This is a genomic window from Gammaproteobacteria bacterium, from assembly GCA_013151035.1.
GTDB lineage: Bacteria > Pseudomonadota > Gammaproteobacteria > JAADJB01 > JAADJB01 > JAADJB01.
On sequence record JAADJB010000053.1, the window covers coordinates 23,484 to 42,556 of the forward strand.

Sequence of the window (19,073 nt, forward strand, 5' to 3'; positions counted from 1 at the left end):
TCATGAAAACGATTACATATATTTTGTTATCCGCATTACTGGCAACATCAACCTTGTTGCAGGCTGCACAAAAAAAACCGGACTATGGTGGTGCCTTTACAGCGGGTTTTAACAAAATAGAAAATAAGGCAAGTCCGAAAGAAAAATCCGAAATCCAACCTGAATCAGAGGATAAATCAACCAGCAATAATAATACAATAACCACTCTACCGGACAGCTATCCTGAAAGCTTCCAGCGTATCGGCTATATTGATAGTATCCATGATCAGGATCGCACGATTAGCCTGAATGATGCCTCCTACCAAATAGCTAGCATTATACCCATTCATACACTGAAGGGTGATAGCATTCCCTTATCCATGCTTAAACCTTATATACAAATAGGTGTTAGCCTCATAGCCAAAGAAAATATCATCACTGAAATATGGATATTGCCTGATAATTACGGCATTAGCAGTGAGTAATATATCACAACAGGACAACTCCATAGGGGAATCAGACCATGCAAAAAACAAAGGGTTTTACATTAATCGAGTTACTGATAGCGATGGTTATTATCGGTATTCTTGTTGTTCTGGTTTATCCTTCTTACCATGAACAAGTGGTTAAAACCCGACGTACCGATGGACAATCAGCACTAATGGTCGCTGCGCAAAGTCTGGAACGCTGTTATTCAGAGTTCAATGCCTATAACAATGCCAACTGCACCTTTAGTGCTACATCCGGTGAAGGGTATTATTCCATTGGTGGTACGCTCACAGCCAGCACTTTCATTCTCAAGGCCACAGCTATTGGAAATCAAACCAATGATACAAAATGTACCTCCCTATCCATTGATCAAACTAATTTAAGAACGGCTACTGGATCCAGTCCCAGCGAATGCTGGTAATTTGAAAGAAATATTGGTGCGTAGTACGCACCCTACCGTAAATCTTTAGGTAGCAAGAAAGTAACGTCCTCGGTATAGGCATCAGGCTGAGGTATTACGGTACCACCCTGCTCAACCAGATCATCAACCACTTGTTGCACCAGTTGCTCAGGTGCAGAGGCACCTGCCGTGATCCCGATACAGCTATCTGAGGTAAACCAGGTTTTATTGATATCATCTGCTCCATCAATCAAATAAGCATTAACCCCTTTCTTCTCAGCCAGTTCACGTAGACGATTGGAGTTTGAGCTATTCGGTGAACCCACCACCAGGATAATGTCACAATGATCAGCCAGTATCTTTACCGCATCCTGACGATTTTGAGTGGCATAACAAATATCCGATTTTTTAGGGCCCTGAATAGCAGGGAAATATTGCCTTAAGGCAGCAATAATTGCACTCGCATCATCCATCGACAAAGTTGTCTGCGTGACAAAGGCACAGGAATCAGGGTTATTAAGTTTAAGCTGCTCGACATCAGCAACATTCTCTACCAGGTAAATCCGTCCCCCCTGGCTAGTATCATACTGTCCCATAGTACCTTCTACCTCGGGGTGACCAGCATGACCAATCAGCACACATTCCTGTCCGGCACGAGCATAACGATGAACCTCCAGATGCACCTTAGTCACTAGAGGACAGGTTGCATCAAACACCTTTAATTGACGTTGCTGCGCCTCCCGTTTAACCGACTCCGGTACACCATGTGCACTAAAAATCAGATTTGAACCTGCCGGCACCTCATCCAATGATTCAATAAAGACCGCGCCATGCTCACGTAAACATTCCACTACAAAACGGTTATGCACCACCTCATGCCGCACATAAACAGGGGGTGAAAATAACGCCAGAGTACGTTCCACAATGCCTATTGCCCGATCAACACCCGCACAAAAACCACGCGGACTGGCAAGCATAATATTCATTCACCATGATCCTCTGAGGATAACGCCTCAACTAACAAAATCTCGGTTTTCAACAAGATGTCATGCCCTGCCAGCGGATGATTAAAATCAACCTGCACCTGTTCATCTTCCACTGCAATCACCAGTGCCGGTACTTCACCCTGACCTTCAAGTGAAAAAGACACCACAGAACCCGGCTTAATCTCCATATCATCAGGAAAATCATTGCGTAAAACAGGGTAAATAGCCCCCTCCTCACGCACACCATAGGCATCTTTAGCGGTAATCAGAATTTTCTCACGACTACCAGCACGCAGACCATAAAGCGCGTATTCCAGACCCGCTATCAAGCTGCCATCACCCATCACCAGATCAATCGGATCATCGGCAAAGGTATCCTCCACCACAGTACCATCCTCCAGCGTAATAGAGAGATGAAGCCGCACACGATCACCCGGTTCAATCACCTTCACAGGCTTATTTTCCATCACTACTATCCTGAGTTTTAATACTATCCACCAGTAGCAATACCACCCCTACCGTAATCGCTGAATCGGCAATATTAAATGCCGGCCAGTGCCAGCCATTATAATAGACATCAATAAAATCGATAACGTAACCGTGCAATAGACGATCTACAATATTACCAATGGCACCACCCAGAACCAAAGCAAGAGCGATTGCCACACGTCTATCCGCACGCGACAAACCCCGCATCCAGAATAATAATACTGTACTAATCACCACCCCGATAACAACAAAGAACCAGCGTTGCCAACCCGAGGCATCACTCAAAAAACTAAAGGCAGCCCCAGGGTTATAAAGTAACAAGAGATTCAACTGCGGAATAAGTGCAACCGGTTGAGCATAATCCAGACCCGTATCCGCCAGATACTTCGTCAACTGATCCAACACCAGCACCAGCAAGGATAACCACAACCACGACAACATCGAACTAGATTTAACCATTACACACCCTATCAACTACTCAAGAGGCAGGGATTGCTCCTCTCTAACAGAGACCGTCAGCCGCAGGGATGCGAGCCTACACGGACGTATTCACGGCGTGTCTCTGTTAGAGAGGAGCAATCCCTGCCTCGAACTTCAAGCATATTGCCGCTGCTCACCATGCCCATCAACATTCTCAATACAACGCCCACACAACTCAGGATGTTGCTCACTCAACCCCACATCCTCACAATGATGCCAACAACGCGTACACTTGTTATGTTCCGATGCCTCAACCCTGACCCATAGTGGTTGCCCATCACAATCAAGTTCAACAATCTGATCCGGTCGTTCCTCCGCAGAATACAGACGCGCCGACGAGGTAATCAACACAAAGCGTAATTCATCCTCCAGTCGAGACAAAACATCCAGCAAACCTTGCTCACAATACAAGCTAACCTCCGCACCCAGCGAAGAACCAATATCACCGGCTACACGCACTCGTTCGAGTTCCTTGCCCACTGCCGTACGCACAGTAATCACCTGACCCCATATTGCCATATCAAGCACACGGCCATCACTGGTCTTCATCTCCGGGATCTCTGGCAATGCGTACCATTGATCAAGAAATACCGAGTCGCCATGTTCACCCGGTATCTGCTGCCAGATTTCTTCTGCAGTAAAACTCAGAATAGGAGCAACCCAGCGTACCAGCGCTTCAATGATGTAATACATTGCGGTCTGTGCTGAACGTCTGGCAACACTATCAGCCTGTGTGGTGTACTGTCGATCCTTGATAATATCGAGATAAAAACCACCCATGTCCGTTGCACAAAAATGATGGATCTTCTGATAGATTTGGTGAAATTCATATTGTTCATAGGTCTGACACAAATCCTGTTGTAACAAACGCGTCTTTTCTACAGCCCAACGATCCAGTGCCAACATCTGATCGACGGGCAAAATATGTTCTAGCGGATCAAAACCATTGAGATTAGCCAATAGAAAACGTGCCGTATTACGAATACGTCGATAAGAGTCTGCGGTACGTTTGAGGATCTCATCCGAGACATGCATCTCACCACGATAATCGGTGGCTGCCACCCATAGACGCAAGATATCAGCACCCAGGTTTGAAATAATCTTCTGTGGTGCAACGACATTACCCTTGGACTTGGACATCTTCTGTCCCTTGGCATCAACTACAAAACCATGCGTCAACACAGCCTTATAAGGTGCCTTGCCCTGCATTGCTACCGCACTTAATAGTGACGACTGAAACCATCCTCGATGCTGATCGGAACCTTCCAGGTACAAGTCTGCCGGGGCATGTAGCTGTTGCCGACGATCCAGCACACAGTGATGCGAGGAACCCGAGTCAAACCAGACATCAAGGGTATCGGTTAATTTGTCATAGTCTCCGGCATCCGTACCGAGCAGATCTTCTGCCTCCAGCTCAAACCAGCCATCAACTCCCTTTTCTTCCACCAACCGTGCAACCTGTTCAATCAGCTTATGGGTATCGGGATGCAGCTCACCCGTGGTTTTATGGATAAACAAGGCAATGGGCACACCCCAGGTACGTTGTCTGGAGACACACCAGTCGGGGCGATTCTCCACCATTGATTCAATCCTTGCCTGACCCCAGTCCGGCATCCACTGTACCTTACCAATCTCTTTCATAGCCGCATCACGCAGACCATTTCGTTCCATGCTGATAAACCACTGCGGTGTAGCGCGAAAGATAATCGGTGTCTTGTGTCGCCAGCAATGCGGATAGCTATGTAATACGGCCTCTTCACGCAACAGCGCACCTTTGGCCTTAAGCACCTCAATCACATGATCATTCGCCTTAAATACATGTTCTCCGGCAAATATTTCTGTGTCCGGCAGGAAGCAACCATTAGAACCCACAGGGTTATCCACGGCTAACCTATAACGCAGCCCCACGGCATAATCATCCTGACCATGTCCCGGTGCCGTATGCACCGCGCCTGTTCCTGCTTCAAGGCTAACATGATCGCCCAGAATCACCGGCACCTCACGCTGATAAAATGGGTGCGCGAGTTTCAGTCCTTCCAGATCAGAGCCCTTGCAATAGGCTAGCACACGATAGGTCTCTATCTCGTAACGCACCATCGTATCCTTCATCAGACCTTCAGCCATTAACAGCCGTTCATGTCCGCAATCAACCACTACATATTCCAGTTCAGGGTTCACTGCAACCGCCTGGTTGGCTGGTAAGGTCCAGGGCGTTGTGGTCCAGATCACCACTGACAATGGCCCCTTGCCTTCACCCCCCTCAGCATGATGACAACGCGCCATCAGTGCCTCATCATCCAGCACCCGAAAACGCACATCAATCGCTGGTGAGGTCTTGTCCTCATATTCAACCTCGGCCTCAGCCAGAGCTGAACCACAATCAATACACCAATGCACGGGTTTAGAACCCTTGTGCAGGTGTCCATTCTCCGCAATCTGACCCAGCGAACGAATAATATCGGCCTCGAACTGGAAGTCCATGGTCAGGTAAGGGTTATCCCAATCGGCAACGATACCTAAACGAATAAAATCTTTCTTTTGCCCATCCACCTGTTTTTTTGCATATTCCCGGCAGGCGCGACGAAAGGTAGCCGCATCCACCTTGTGCCCGGCCTTACCCACCTTCTTCTCAACATTGAGTTCAATCGGCAGGCCATGACAATCCCAACCCGGCACGTAAGGCGTATTAAAACCGGACAGGGTTTTACTCTTGATAATAATATCCTTGAGCACCTTGTTGACCGCATGACCAATATGGATATTACCATTGGCGTAGGGCGGGCCATCATGCAGGATAAAATCAGGCCGATCCTTACCCTGCTCGATCAGGCGCTGGTAAAGATTAATCTCATCCCAACGTTTAAGAATCAAGGGTTCACGATTTGCCAGATTAGCCTTCATGGCAAAAGCCGTTTTTGGAAGATTTAATGTATCTTTGTAATTCGCCACAGAGCTATACCACCATCATAATAAAATATCATCGTTACGCTGAAAATTCGGCAAAAAATTGTCTTGCCTGTTCTGCATCAATATCAATCTGCTGACGCAGATCCTCGAAAGAGTCGAAGCGCACTTCATCCCGCAGCTTGTACGAAAAGTCCACCTGGATATAACGTCCATAAATATCCGCATTAAAATCAAACAGGTGGATCTCAAGCAGCGCCTTACTACCATCAACCGTTGGTCGTGTACCAATATTGGCAACCCCCTGTATGGGTTCCCGTTCCAGCCCAAACATCTCAACGGCAAACACACCTTGTACCGGTGATACCTTGCGATGCAAAAAAATATTAGCGGTAGGAAAACCAATCATACGACCCCGTTTATTACCATGTGCAACACGTCCACACATCCGATACGGACGACCCAACATCTTTTCCGCCGTCTTCATATCTCCTTCAGCCAGGGCTTGACGAATACGGGTGCTACTCACACGTTCCCCATCAATCGCGAAGGTATGCATGTTCACCACAGAAAACCCGTAACATTCTCCCGCTTCCTGTAAAAAGGCAAAATCACCCTCGCGTCCTTTACCAAAATGGAAGTCATCACCGACCACTAGATAACGCACATCCAAACCATCCACCAACACCTGTTTAACAAACTGTTCTGCCGTCAGGTTAGCGAAGGTTTGATCAAAATTCAGACAACAGACCCGATCAACCGAATAACGCCGTAGTGCCACCAGTTTTTCACGAAAACGGGTTAACCGTGGAGGTGCCGATTGCGGCCTAAAAAATTCATTCGGTTGTGGCTCAAAGGTAATCACTACCGTTGGTAAACCCAACATCTCGGCACGTTCCGAAATCTGCCCCAATACTGCCTGATGACCTAGATGAACACCATCAAAATTACCAATGGTTGCCGCGCAACCCCGGTGTTCAGGTCTTAGATTATGTAAACCACGTATTAATTGCATTATTACTCAAAATCAGGCTTGTTCAGACCGTACTAATTCTACATCATATCCAGTACAATTATTTCTTTATATCGTTCTCATCGCCTAATTGTAACAAGGAACGGAGACGCAATCCTGTCAGACGTAACACGATAAAATAACTCGCCATACCAAGCACTATCCACAGCACCAATTGAGTCACCCGTTCCTGGCCACCCAGCACATACCAGTTACCCACCTGTTGTCGACCCAGTATAATAACCAGCGACAAAACCAGACTCCCCCCCAAGGCCTGCCACCAGACCTTCAACCAACCTGGATAAGGTTGATAAACGCCCTGTTCTCGCAAACCACGATACAACAGAAAGGCATTCATATAGGCCGATATCGAGGTCGCCAGAGCCAGACCCGCATGAGCACCTTCAATATCCAGATAAAGCATCGGTAACACGAATAATATATTCAAAAACATATTGGTAATCATCGAACGAATGGCAATTCTGACCGGGGTACGCGTATCCTGGCGGGCATAATAGGCGGGGGCCAACACCTTGATCAGGACAAAAGCAGGCAAACCAAAGGCATAAGCAAGCAAACTCAGACTTGCCATCTGCGTGTCATGCACAGAAAACTCGCCATACTGAAACAGGGTTACAAGAATAGGTTCAGCCAATAACGCCAGACCCAGACAGGCCGGGATCGTCACCCATATCACACTACGTAATGCCCAATCCAGGGTGCGGCCAAAACGTTGCATGGAATCAGCCACATAACTACTCGACAGACTCGGCAGGATCACCGTTGATAAAGCAATCCCGAATACCCCCAACGGAAACTCCACCATACGATCAGCATAATAAAGCCAACTGACACTGCCGGTAATCAGGAAAGATGCGATCAAGGTATCTAGCAATAGATTAATCTGTGCCACCGAGGAACCCAATACAGCAGGCCCCATCAGCCTCAGGATCTTCTGCACCCCACTATCACGCCAACCCCAACGCGGCCATGCCAATAGACCCAGCCGTTTAACGGGTGCAATGAGCAATAACAACTGTATCACCCCGGCAAAGGCCACCGCCCAAGCCAGAGCGGTAATGGGTTCGGCAAAATAAGGCGCGAAAAACAGCGCACCACTGATTAACGATAAATTGAGCAACACCGGTGCAAAGGCCGGCATAGCAAAACGACCATAGCTATTCAAGATACCGCTGGCAAAAGACACCAGTGAGATAAAAAAGATATAAGGGAAGGTAATTCGCAACAGATCCACTGTTAAATCAAATTTGGCCGATTGATCGATAAAACCCGGTGCAAACAAGGTCACCAAGCCAGGCGTAAACACAACGCCCAACAGGGTAATAATGCCAACAACCACCGCTAACGTACCCGTTACTCTGCCAACCAGATGCTGTACCTCATCATGCTCACAATGAGTCTTGTACTCATTCAGGATCGGCACAAAGGCTTGAGAAAATGCCCCCTCAGCAAACAAACGACGCATAAAATTGGGGATCTTGAAGGCCACCAGAAAGGCATCCATACCCATACCCGCACCAAACATCCGCGCCAGCACCATATCGCGTACAAAGCCCAGCACTCTGGAAAGCAGAGTGATTGAGCCAATAACAAAGGTTGATTTAAGCAGATGACGACTCATAGTTCTCAGTGTAACAAGACTGGGGACAGACCCCAATTAAAAGGGCGGTGCTTTATAAGCACCACCCCTTTAATTGGGGTCTGTCCCCTAAAAACAATTGACAAACAGACCAAAAAAACGCATAGTACGCCGTCTTTACAGAATCAATTATAGGAGTTCGACCCTTGGCCAACTCAGCACAAGCAAAGAAACGTGCCCGCCAGGCAGAAAATAATCGTCAACGTAACGTGAGCCAGCGCTCCGCTATGCGTACTACGATTAAAAAGATGCTTGCCAGCATTGATGCCGGTGATGCCGCTCAGGCACAGGCAGAATACAGGACTGTTACGTCAGTTATTGATGCAGCCGCAAGCAAAGGGCTGATTCACAAGAACAAGGCCGCCCGTCATAAGAGCCGCTTGAACCTGAAGGTTAAGGCTCTCGCCTCTTAAAAAACCGGGGACAGACCCCAATTAAAAAGGGGTGCTTTATGAGCACCCCTTTTTAATTGGGGTCTGTCCCCGGTTTTACCCATCAAACTCTTCCTGGATCTGCTCCAGGCTGGTGTGACGCACATCCTTACCCATCACCAGATAGATCACATATTCACAGATATTCTTAGCATGATCTCCCATGCGCTCCATCGCGCGTGCTGACCACATAATATCCAGGGTACGTTTGATATTACGTGGATCTTCCATCATATAGGTAATCATCTGGCGCATAATGAGATCATATTCGGTATCCACCTTCTCATCCTCGTGCGCAACAGCCAGTGCTGCCTCGGCATCCATTCGAGCAAAGGCATCCAATGCCTTATGAAACATACTCACCACCTGTTCACCCAAGTGTCTTAATTCGCTGAACTGCCCCTTGGGACGCTCCATACCCGCCAGGTGGATCGCCATCTTGCTCACTTTTCCCGCTTGATCACCAATACGCTCCAGATCGGTAATGGTCTTGATCACCGCAATCAACAGGCGTAGATCACTGGCGGCAGGTTGACGACGAGCCAGGATCATCACCGACTCCTCATCAATCGCGACCTCCAGTGCATTCACCTCATGGTCTCTTTCTATCACGCATTCAGCCAAATCAATATCGGCATTCACCAGCGCCTCAATCGAGTTCTTAATCTGCTCCTCAACCAGCCCACCCATGATCAAAACCTTATTACGGATATCCTCCAGCTCCTCATTAAACTGGCGCGAGATATGATGACTAATCGTTGACTTATCCATAGTATTAACCTTCTTTATTAACCGTAACGACCGGTAATATAATCTTCTGTCTGTTTCTTGCCCGGATTGGTAAACAGAGTGCTGGTATCACCAAACTCAATCAGCTCCCCCATATACATAAAGGCGGTGTAATCGGAGACACGCGCTGCCTGCTGCATATTATGCGTCACAATAACAATCGTGTATTTATCCTTCAACTCATAAATCAGCTCTTCGATCTTGAGAGTCGAGATTGGATCCAATGCCGATGCTGGCTCATCCAGCAATAATACCTCCGGTTCAATCGCTATCGCCCGAGCAATCACTAAACGCTGCTGTTGACCACCGGACAAACCCAGAGCACTATCCTCTAATCGATCTTTCACCTCATCCCACAGTGCTGCACTACGCAGAGACTTCTCAACCACCTCAGTGATCAAACGCCTGTCATTGATACCCTGTAGGCGTAAACCATAGGCCACATTTTCATAAATCGACTTAGGGAATGGATTAGGCTTTTGAAACACCATACCCACACGGCGACGTAGATCTGCCACATTAACCGACCTGTCATAAATATTACTGCCATCAAGCAGTATTTCACCCTCAATACGTGCAATATCAACCAGATCATTCATCCGGTTCATGCAACGCAACAGAGTTGATTTACCACAACCACTGGGACCAATATAGGCCGTTACCCGCCGCCTGGGAATCAGCATATCAATATGATGCAACGCCTGTTTTTCACCATAAAACAGGTTTAAATCCTTTACCTGCAAACAGACATCCTCCCGTTCCATACTCAAGGGAACACTGGGCTGCACCAGTTTTTTGATATCAATCGAATGTGTTTTTACATTTTCTTTGTTCATGGTTTTAATTTTCCAACGCCCGATACTTCTCACGCAAATGATTACGAATACCAATTGCCGCTATATTCAATGCAATAATTACGATCACCAATAATAATGCCGTAGCATAAACCAGTGGTCTTGCTGCCTCTACATTGGGACTTTGGAAACCCACATCATAGATATGAAAACCCATGTGCATAAATTTTCTATCCAAGTGTAGAAATGGCATATTGCCATCCAGAGGCAAGGTTGGTGCCAGTTTAACCACACCCACCAGCATTAATGGAGCAACCTCACCCGCCGCTCTGGCAATCGCCATAATCATACCCGTCATAATCGCAGGGCTTGCCATCGGCAATACCGTCCGCCACAAGGTCTCCGCCTTGGTGGCACCCAATGCCAGACTACCTTCACGAATAGATTTAGGGATGCGTGATAAACCCTCTTCAGTCGCCACAATGACCACCGGTACAGTCAACAAAGCCAAGGTCAACGAAGCCCACATCAAACCCGGCGTACCAAAGGTCGGAGCTGGCAGAGCCTCTGGATAAAATAATTGATCAATATTCCCACCGAGAAAATAAACGAAGAAACCAAGACCAAATACACCATATACAATCGAAGGCACACCTGCCAAATTATTAACCGCAATACGGATCAATCGAATCATCGGCCCTTGGCTAGCATACTCGCGCAGATAAACCGCAGCCACCACACCAAAGGGAACCACAATAATCGACATGATAATAACCATCATCACAGTGCCAAATATAGCGGGGAAGATACCCCCCTCAGTATTCGCCTCACGCGGATCCTCACTCACAAATTCATACAACTTGGCGATATAAAACAGTGATTTATCCAGCACACTCATATCATTAGGTTGATAAACCTTAACAATTTTAGCCAATGGCCACTCGATTTCCTGACCACCCGCCACCACCACGGTAATACTGTCTCGACGAATCTGATTATAGAGTTGCTCCAGTGCAACTTGCATTTTATTGTATTGGGCATCCAGTTGCGCACGTTGCTGTTTGATTAACTGTTTTGCAGACAAATCCAGTTGCCCCTTCAACTCCAGACTGCGAGTATGCAGACGCAGTTTCTCAATATCATAATTAACCGCACCAATCTCTCCCCGTTCGATATCCTGTATCTGCTGAAACAGATCATCCGTACGTTGTAGATGTTGTTGTAACACTGCCCAGGCCTGATTGCCTTCGGCAACCACCTCACCGGCCTGTTTAACATTGACCAGTTCACCGTAAAGATTGCCCCATTCCCTACGTTCAACTGTCATCAAGGAAGAAGGTATCTGTTGTTTAACAATATCCGGTACCACTACCCAGCGAAAGTCCTGCCCTGTCAGATCACGATTACCCATTTTCAACAGAAAACGTTCAACGTCCTGATCACCCTCAACAGAGTAACCGGCATCACGCAGACGTTCAGCAGAGACTCGTTCTCTATCGTGTATCTCGCCTTGTAACACAATCATTTCACCTGATTGACTACGATAATCCAGTTTCACAATATCACTCGGCCAGAAGTGCCCCAAACCTCGCGCGGCAATCAACAACAACAGACCAAAAACCAGAATCATGCTAATACTAACAGCAGAAGCTGCCATCCATACCCAGGGATCACCCGATCTAAACCATTGACGTATCATATCGTTATACTCACAGTGAACTGTACTTTGAACGCAAGCGCTGGCGAACAATCTCAGCCAGGGTATTCACCACAAAGGTAAAGCCAAATAATACCAGTGCTGCCAGGAACAACACACGATAATGGGTACTATCCACCTCAGCCTCCGGCATCTCTACAGCAATATTAGCTGATAAGGTACGCATTCCCTGGAACACACTGAAATCCATTACCGGGGTATTACCTGTTGCCATTAACACAATCATAGTCTCGCCCACAGCACGCCCCATGCCAATCATCACCGCAGAAAAGATACCCGGACTGGCTGTCAGTATCACCACCCGCACCAATGTCTGCCAGGAAGTGGCACCCAAAGCAAGAGAACCATTGGTCAAGTGTCTTGGAACACTGAATACTGCATCTTCGGTAATAGTAAAGATTGTTGGTATGACCGCAAAGCCCATAGCAATACCCACCACCAGTGAATTACGCTGATCAAAGCCAACACCAAATTCAGTATCCATCCAGGCACGCATATTATTATCAAATAGGAGGTGTTCGATACTCCCTGACAGGGCGATAGAAAGCCAGCCTAAAAAAAGCACCACCGGAATCAGAATAGCGGCATCCCAACCCTCAGGAATACGGTTGCGAATAACCGGCAGGAAATGACTCCAGACAAAAGAGAACAACAACACACCCAATGGAACAATAATCAACAGACTAAAGATGCCGGGTAGATTAGCTTCAATTAACGGAGCCAACCATAAACCAGCAAGAAAACCCAAAATAACCGTTGGTAGTGCCTCCATAGTCTCAATACTGGGCTTTACCAGACCACGCATACGCGGTGCCATAAAATAGGCCGTATAAATAGCACCCATAATCGCCAGTGGTACGGCAATTAACATGGCATAAAAGGCCGCCTTGAGAGTACCAAAAACCAGCGGTGTCAAACTGAGCTTAGGTTCAAAGTCATTACTCGCCGAGGATGACTGCCAGGCATAGACCGGCTCAGTATAACTCTCATACCAAACCTTCTCCCATAGACCCGACCAGGATATTTCGGGATGCTCATTAACAATATATTGAAAACGCATACGACCCATTGCATCTTCCATTAATATGGCATTAGCACGAGGACTTATTGTCAAATAATTAAAATTGGCGCGCGGTAATTCTTCCAGCAAGATGGTGCGTTCAGATGTCGTATGGTAAACACCTAATACACCTCTTTTGTCCAATGCCAGAAAACCCTTGCGATTATATTCAGGAACCAGAGCAACAATCTCTACCTGTTGGGAATGAAAAGAACGAATGCGTTGCAGTTTCTCATCACCCTGCTGATCTCTAACTGCAAACCACTGACTAATACGACCATCATCCTCAGCAATCAACAAAGAGATATCACCCGCCAAAAAGCGGATATCACTAACACGAGTCCCTGTGGTCAATACATTGACATGTTGCATTAACCCAGGTGATTCCTTATCACTGATATCAAAACGAGAAATCTCTCCAGACACGCTCAACACGTACAAGTTTTGCTGGTCTTTATCCATTAACAAGGTTTGAATATCAATACCATCAACAACGATTTCAACCTGGGTCCGTTCAAAGATAAGCTCATCCCCAAACAGAGATTCTTCCTTGATATAACTGGTTAGTAGCAGACGACCATCATTAGTCTGAGCAACAATTGTTGCCTCTTCTTCCCCATTCTGGAAGGCCAAGCGAATAATAGCCACTCCATCCTCATCGATCACCAGAGGTTTCTCACCAAAAGGATAAGTTATCTCAGGAGTAATCAGGCGCACATCATCAGGATAACTCACCCGATAAACCGGTTTAATCAGCGTGACATTACCATCATCCAGGCCAAACAACATCTGCGCATCAACCGGATCGCTATGAGTAAAACTACTCACCAATACCTGTTCCGGAAGATCCAAACGCCTCTTACTGAGCAGTTTTCCATCCTTGGTACTAAAAAAAAACAATCCGGCATCAGCCGTCACCCGTAAGGCAATCTCAGACTGTTCTTCCATACTCAGCGATAGGGTTTTTGATGTATCACCCACCCGATCATATTCCCGATCACCGTAAAAAGAAGCCGGTTCAAACAGAGGAATAACAACATACAGCAGATAAAACAGGATCAAGACGATAGCAAAAATAACCGTCATGCCCCCTAAACCCACACAATACCTAGCCAATACATCCTTGGCATAGCGCCAACGGTAGCGGTTGCTCATATTACTTATGGAGGACAAGTTACTCATTATGGGATCATACTATGGCTATATGACAGTTTTGTGACACACTACATTAAAAAGGAACAGACTTCTACCCAAAAAAGGGGACAGACTTTAAGTCTGTCCCCAGCCATTCTCATTATATGTGGTGCGCAATGCACACCCTACCTGGTAGGCTGCGTACCACGCACCAATAAACTATTTAAGGCTATGCAGAACCTTCTCTGCCACCTTGGCTGGCAGTGGAATATAGCCATCCTTAATAACGATCTGCTGACCCACTTTGGATAAAACCAGCTTGATAAACTCACGTTCTAATGGAGGCAGTGGACGATTCGGGTGCTTATTCACATAAACATACAGATAGCGAGACAAAGGATACTTGTTTTTAAGGGCATTCTCAGGTGTGGCTGCAACAAACTCCTGACCGGGTTTCTTTGCCAGAGGGACTGCGCGCACACCCGATGTCTTATAACCAATACCAGAATAACCGATACCGTTTAATGAGGATGAAACCGACTGTACCACAGAGGCAGAACCCGGTTGTTCATTCACCGTATTCTTGTAATCACCCTTACATAATGCCTTCTTCTTGAAATAGCCATAGGTACCTGACACCGAATTACGACCATATAGTTGAATAGTACGGTTACTCCAACTACCCGTTAGGCCCAGATCACCCCATTTTTTAATATCGCTCTTGCTCTTACACTTGCGAGTTGAAGAGAATACTGCATCAACATCAGGAATCGTCATGCCCTTAATGGGGTTGTCCTTATGTACATAAACTGCCAGCGCATCAATGGCTACTGGAATTGCAGTCGGCTTATAGCCATAACGACTCTCAAACGACTGTATCTCCTTGCTCTTCATCTTGCGACTCATTGGCCCTATATTCGAGGTACCCTCAGTCAGTGCAGGAGGGGCAGTAGAAGAACCCGCTGCCTGAATCTGAATATTTACATTTGGATACTCACGCTTAAATTGCTCAGCCCATAATGTCATCAGATTAGCCAGGGTATCAGAACCCACACTGGACAGATTACCAGCGACACCACTGGAGCGGTGATAATCAGTCAGCGCAGGGTCAACCTGCTGTGTAGCCATGACCTGTGATGACAATAAAAGACCGGCACACAAGGCCGCTAATGATGGTAATTTAATCTTCTTCATGATTCCTCTCCCGTTATGGGTTTAATAATAAAATAATTCTGATACCCACTATACCCAAGCAGAATGACATTATAATGAAAACTATATGAAGGTTTTATGACAACCCTCAACCAGCCAGTATCTTTGCTGGTAACCATGCTCTGAAGGTACTCCCCTGACCTAGACGACTCTCAATATCAAGTCGACCGCCATAACAATCCAGACCATGTTTTACAATAGACAAGCCCAGACCAGTACCACCAGAATCACGCGAACGATCTGAATCGACACGATAAAAGCGTTCAGTAAGCCTGGACAAATGCTGTACTCCAATACCAACCCCGCTATCGGTTACTTCAAAAAAAGCCCCCTTACCCTTGCGAGACCAACGAATATCAATACGTCCGCCTTCAGGGGTGTAGTGAAGCGCGTTAAAGATAAGGTTGGCAAAGATACTGTAAAATACCTTTTCATCACCCTTGAGTAACAGGCTATCATCCAGCTCCAGATGAAGGTTATGCGTACTGTTATCATGCAGCAAGGCATTCTCCTCACACAGCGCATAAATCATTACGGAGACATTAATCACCGCATCTGTTTTCACCACTTCAGAAGATTCAAGGCGCGATAATAATAATAAATCCTCCACAATGGTATTCATACGTTGTGCCTGTGAATGCATTTGCAACAGGATACTATTCCACTTCAGGGAAGAGTCATCCTCGGCATCAATTATATTTTCCAGATATCCACTAATGACGGTTAATGGTGTCCGTAGCTCATGGGAAACATTGGCAACAAAATCTTGACGCACACGTTCCAGGTGATGAATACGCGTAATATCACGCACCACTAAAAGGCGTTGATTACTACCATAGTGCACAACACGAATAGAGAGAAACTGCTCATTATTAACGGGAGACAACATCTCCATAGGATCAGTAAAATCCCCGGCTTGCATAAAATCAACAAAACGTGGGTTACGAATCAGGTTTTCAATACGCTGCCCCACATCTTTATTCGCCTTTAACCCCAGATAACGTCTGGCAGACTTATTAAACCATTCAATATGACCACTGGCATTCAATACCACCGTCGCATCGGGCAAGGCTGAGGTGGATTTATTAAAACGACTTAGAATAGAGGCTAGTTTTTTCTTACGTCGACGATTGCGTTGCTGCAACAAATAGATCTGATGAAAGACTGACTCCCATATCCCGCTACCCTGCGGTGGGTAGATCTCTTTACGCTGATGATACCAGCGTTCCAGACGATAGATATTAAGCAGATGCCAGATTAGATAAGCGGCAAGATATAAAAACAGGAATAAACCAACACCACTCACCAACCATCCCAACAAAATCGCCAGAACAAAAAAAAGTAGCATACGCCGAATTTCTGCTACCCACGGATTAGACAAGATCAGGCTTTCCTGGAAAAACGATAACCGGAACCGCGTACCGTCTGTATCAACTTATCCATATCGTACGGAATAAGTGCCTTACGCAGCCTTCGAATATGCACATCAACCGTACGGTCATCAATATAAACATTCTGCCCCCAGACATAATCCAGCAACTGATTGCGGCTAAATACTCGATCAGGGTATTGCATAAAGTGGTGTAACAACTTGTATTCGGTTGGCCCCAGCACAACATCTTTATTATCAACCATCACCCGATGAGAGGCTGTATCCAGTGATAGACCGGCAATATTAATAACGTCATCGTCATAAACATCTCCCACACGCCGCAAAAGCGCCTTGACCCTGGATATCATTTCGCGTGGCGAGAACGGTTTCACCATATAATCATCCGCGCCCACATCCAGCCCACGCACCATATCCTCCGGGGTATCACGCGCAGTCAACAAAATCACCGGGAGATTGCGCGTAGTAATATCAGCACGTAATTCTCTGGCAAAATCATAGCCACTCACCCCCGGCATCATCCAGTCCAGCAACACCAATACCACTGAATTGTCTTGTATACACTGACGTGCCGCAACAACATCAGCAGCGGGGACCCACTGGAACCCCGCCTGTTCCAGGGTAAAGCCTATCATATCCCTGACAGCGGGCTCATCATCGACAACGAGTATCACCTTATTTGACATTGAATAAACATCTCTGAATTTTATTGGACCATCTATTAAAACGGATCAACATTACAATTTCATGACAAGCTGGGAACAGTATACTGAATTAAAGCCCTGCCCCCAATAAAAAACGGACCCAAAGGGTCCGTGTTACTTCCATGTAAAGAGATATAAATGTTAGATTTATATATTCTTTAGAACACGTACTGTGCCTGCACGAAGACTTCATCACCATCTTTATTGGCGACACCGTTTTCATTCTCACCCATACGATAGGTGGTCTGCACCTTGATATCATGCTTATGTATAAACCAGTTCAGGCCAACAGAGGTTCGTGTCCATTCACTGGCGTAATTATCCGCATCCTGAACCTGATAAGCAGCAACCAGCTCCAGCTTTGCAGGGACAACCATATAACCGCCCTCAACCGAGTAATTTACCAGCTTGGTCGAACCACTCTTGAAGATACCACCGGTATAGCCTGCAGTAACCGTATCTGCAGAAAAACGGTTATATTCAGCATCGATTGAAAAACCGCTATTGCGATAGGCACCACTGACCTCAAAGGCATTGACCTTGTCAACATCCGGCTTACCTGCCCCGGCAGTATTATTCTGACCATCATTACTCCAGGTAAATGCAGCGATACCAATTGTTGCCTTCTGTTCACCCTTGAAATCACCCTGGGAGAACTTCAATTTACCAAAGGGATGGAAATCAACACGACCACCAACCATCCAGCCTTCGTTCCAGTCAGAGGCAGAATTATTGATCACCGTATCAAAATCAAGTTTCTTCTGATCAGGATCAAGTGCGGCCAATGCGGCAGAAAAGCCCCAGGTAATATCCTTGCCATCATTATGACCGGTTAAATGAATACCGGTCTGGCGATCAGGTGTACCATAATTGTGATCACCGACAAAGCTACGTTCGACCAGTTGCTGCTTCTTGGATGAGGTCAGAAACTCGCGTGAGAATGGGAAATTAGCATTACCCACGGTTACCTTCATATTACTGAAGCCCTTATATTGCATATAAGCGTCTTTCACTGAAAGATCTGCCTTGCCCATATCCCACTGGAACTTGCCCTTCCAGTCCTTGTGCAGGCTACCTTCGATGTAAGGACGGAAGCGACGGAAGAACAATGATGATTCATCCGCACTTCCATTTTTAAATTCATTATCATGATACTGTAGCTGAATACGGCCACCAACCTTCAGATATTTTTCACCATCCTTATATACAGTAATACCTGCAATAGATGACACACTAACAACACTCGCAGCGATCCCGGCTGCTACCAATAGATTCATTTTTCTGGACATACAATCTCCAACGCCATTCAGGATGGCTTACTCGTTTAGTTATTAAGACGAGCGCTATTATCTGTAGCGTTAATGACAGCAATGTGAAGGCTTGATGAATTTTTTATGACCAGGGAATTCGTAATGATTTTTTTGCTCAAGTATTGTATAATGT

The 19,073-nt window shown here is 46.3% G+C and carries 17 protein-coding genes; 3 read left to right on the plus strand and 14 right to left on the minus strand.

Annotated elements, in window-relative coordinates; all coding sequences use genetic code 11:
• Positions 1-2 precede the first annotated feature (2 nt).
• Positions 3-464 (plus strand): hypothetical protein, encoded by a 462-nt coding sequence (locus tag GXP22_11310; GenBank protein ID NOX10048.1) that lies wholly within the window; start codon positions 3-5, stop codon positions 462-464.
• A gap of 38 nt (positions 465-502) precedes the next feature.
• The gene (locus GXP22_11315) at positions 503-889 is read left to right on the plus strand and encodes a prepilin-type N-terminal cleavage/methylation domain-containing protein (GenBank protein ID NOX10049.1); all 387 of its coding nucleotides are present in this window, start codon (positions 503-505) and stop codon (positions 887-889) included.
• A 32-nt stretch (positions 890-921) separates the two neighbouring features.
• On the opposite strand, the gene ispH is transcribed toward GXP22_11315, so the two are convergent.
• From ispH to murJ, 6 genes are all read right to left on the minus strand, one after another.
• Complete coding sequence (gene ispH / locus GXP22_11320) at positions 922-1,854, minus strand: 4-hydroxy-3-methylbut-2-enyl diphosphate reductase (protein ID NOX10050.1); 933 nt, start codon at positions 1,852-1,854, stop codon at positions 922-924.
• Positions 1,851-2,321 (minus strand): peptidylprolyl isomerase, encoded by a 471-nt coding sequence (locus tag GXP22_11325; GenBank protein NOX10051.1) that lies wholly within the window; start codon positions 2,319-2,321, stop codon positions 1,851-1,853. Before GXP22_11325 ends, ispH begins: the two co-directional genes overlap by 4 nt.
• Complete coding sequence (lspA, locus tag GXP22_11330) at positions 2,311-2,784, minus strand: lipoprotein signal peptidase (protein NOX10052.1); 474 nt, start codon at positions 2,782-2,784, stop codon at positions 2,311-2,313. Before lspA ends, GXP22_11325 begins: the two co-directional genes overlap by 11 nt.
• Before the next feature lie 153 nt (positions 2,785-2,937).
• Entirely contained in the window at positions 2,938-5,772 is a 2,835-nt protein-coding gene (gene ileS / locus GXP22_11335) for an isoleucine--tRNA ligase (protein ID NOX10053.1), read from the minus strand.
• Between the two features lie 34 nt (positions 5,773-5,806).
• A complete protein-coding gene (gene ribF, locus GXP22_11340) occupies positions 5,807-6,742 on the minus strand; it encodes a bifunctional riboflavin kinase/FAD synthetase (protein NOX10054.1) in 936 nt (311 codons plus the stop codon).
• A gap of 58 nt (positions 6,743-6,800) precedes the next feature.
• Positions 6,801-8,381, minus strand: coding sequence for a murein biosynthesis integral membrane protein MurJ (gene murJ, locus GXP22_11345; protein NOX10055.1), 1,581 nt, complete (start codon positions 8,379-8,381; stop codon positions 6,801-6,803).
• A gap of 164 nt (positions 8,382-8,545) precedes the next feature.
• On the opposite strand from murJ, the gene rpsT reads away from it, so the two are divergent.
• Complete coding sequence (gene rpsT / locus GXP22_11350) at positions 8,546-8,812, plus strand: 30S ribosomal protein S20 (protein NOX10056.1); 267 nt, start codon at positions 8,546-8,548, stop codon at positions 8,810-8,812.
• Positions 8,813-8,887: 75 nt separating this feature from the next.
• Here rpsT and phoU read toward each other — a convergent pair whose 3' ends face one another.
• The 8 genes from phoU to GXP22_11390 form a co-directional block, all read right to left on the minus strand.
• Positions 8,888-9,601 carry a phosphate signaling complex protein PhoU gene (gene phoU, locus GXP22_11355; protein ID NOX10057.1) on the minus strand — a complete coding sequence of 238 codons (714 nt, stop codon included), beginning with the start codon at positions 9,599-9,601 and terminating at the stop codon, positions 8,888-8,890.
• Between the two features lie 17 nt (positions 9,602-9,618).
• Positions 9,619-10,455: a phosphate ABC transporter ATP-binding protein gene (locus GXP22_11360; protein NOX10058.1), complete on the minus strand. Its 837-nt coding sequence runs from the start codon at positions 10,453-10,455 to the stop codon at positions 9,619-9,621.
• A gap of 4 nt (positions 10,456-10,459) precedes the next feature.
• Positions 10,460-12,109: a phosphate ABC transporter permease PstA gene (gene pstA, locus GXP22_11365; GenBank protein NOX10059.1), complete on the minus strand. Its 1,650-nt coding sequence runs from the start codon at positions 12,107-12,109 to the stop codon at positions 10,460-10,462.
• A gap of 13 nt (positions 12,110-12,122) precedes the next feature.
• Complete coding sequence (locus tag GXP22_11370) at positions 12,123-14,372, minus strand: ABC transporter permease subunit (GenBank protein ID NOX10060.1); 2,250 nt, start codon at positions 14,370-14,372, stop codon at positions 12,123-12,125.
• A gap of 171 nt (positions 14,373-14,543) precedes the next feature.
• Positions 14,544-15,518, minus strand: coding sequence for a phosphate ABC transporter substrate-binding protein PstS family protein (gene pstS / locus GXP22_11375; GenBank protein NOX10061.1), 975 nt, complete (start codon positions 15,516-15,518; stop codon positions 14,544-14,546).
• Between the two features lie 106 nt (positions 15,519-15,624).
• Positions 15,625-16,884: a phosphate regulon sensor histidine kinase PhoR gene (phoR, locus tag GXP22_11380; GenBank protein NOX10062.1), complete on the minus strand. Its 1,260-nt coding sequence runs from the start codon at positions 16,882-16,884 to the stop codon at positions 15,625-15,627.
• A 35-nt stretch (positions 16,885-16,919) separates the two neighbouring features.
• Positions 16,920-17,612, minus strand: coding sequence for a phosphate regulon transcriptional regulatory protein PhoB (phoB, locus tag GXP22_11385; protein ID NOX10063.1), 693 nt, complete (start codon positions 17,610-17,612; stop codon positions 16,920-16,922).
• 176 nt (positions 17,613-17,788) lie between these two features.
• Positions 17,789-18,919: a hypothetical protein gene (locus GXP22_11390; GenBank protein NOX10064.1), complete on the minus strand. Its 1,131-nt coding sequence runs from the start codon at positions 18,917-18,919 to the stop codon at positions 17,789-17,791.
• Positions 18,920-19,073: the final 154 nt, after the last annotated feature.

What these genes read in the sequence shown, in the direction of transcription:
- GXP22_11310 (NOX10048.1), top strand. Translation starts at nt 3, where the DNA reads ATGAAAACGATTACATATATTTTGTTATCCGCATTACTGGCAACATCA.
- GXP22_11315 (NOX10049.1), top strand. Translation starts at nt 503, where the DNA reads ATGCAAAAAACAAAGGGTTTTACATTAATCGAGTTACTGATAGCGATG.
- ispH (NOX10050.1), bottom strand. Translation starts at nt 1,854, where the DNA reads ATGAATATTATGCTTGCCAGTCCGCGTGGTTTTTGTGCGGGTGTTGAT.
- GXP22_11325 (NOX10051.1), bottom strand. Translation starts at nt 2,321, where the DNA reads ATGGAAAATAAGCCTGTGAAGGTGATTGAACCGGGTGATCGTGTGCGG.
- lspA (NOX10052.1), bottom strand. Translation starts at nt 2,784, where the DNA reads ATGTTGTCGTGGTTGTGGTTATCCTTGCTGGTGCTGGTGTTGGATCAG.
- ribF (NOX10054.1), bottom strand. Translation starts at nt 6,742, where the DNA reads ATGCAATTAATACGTGGTTTACATAATCTAAGACCTGAACACCGGGGT.
- murJ (NOX10055.1), bottom strand. Translation starts at nt 8,381, where the DNA reads ATGAGTCGTCATCTGCTTAAATCAACCTTTGTTATTGGCTCAATCACT.
- phoU (NOX10057.1), bottom strand. Translation starts at nt 9,601, where the DNA reads ATGGATAAGTCAACGATTAGTCATCATATCTCGCGCCAGTTTAATGAG.
- GXP22_11360 (NOX10058.1), bottom strand. Translation starts at nt 10,455, where the DNA reads ATGAACAAAGAAAATGTAAAAACACATTCGATTGATATCAAAAAACTG.
- GXP22_11370 (NOX10060.1), bottom strand. Translation starts at nt 14,372, where the DNA reads ATGAGTAACTTGTCCTCCATAAGTAATATGAGCAACCGCTACCGTTGG.
- pstS (NOX10061.1), bottom strand. Translation starts at nt 15,518, where the DNA reads ATGAAGAAGATTAAATTACCATCATTAGCGGCCTTGTGTGCCGGTCTT.
- phoR (NOX10062.1), bottom strand. Translation starts at nt 16,884, where the DNA reads ATGCTACTTTTTTTTGTTCTGGCGATTTTGTTGGGATGGTTGGTGAGT.
- phoB (NOX10063.1), bottom strand. Translation starts at nt 17,612, where the DNA reads ATGTCAAATAAGGTGATACTCGTTGTCGATGATGAGCCCGCTGTCAGG.
- GXP22_11390 (NOX10064.1), bottom strand. Translation starts at nt 18,919, where the DNA reads ATGTCCAGAAAAATGAATCTATTGGTAGCAGCCGGGATCGCTGCGAGT.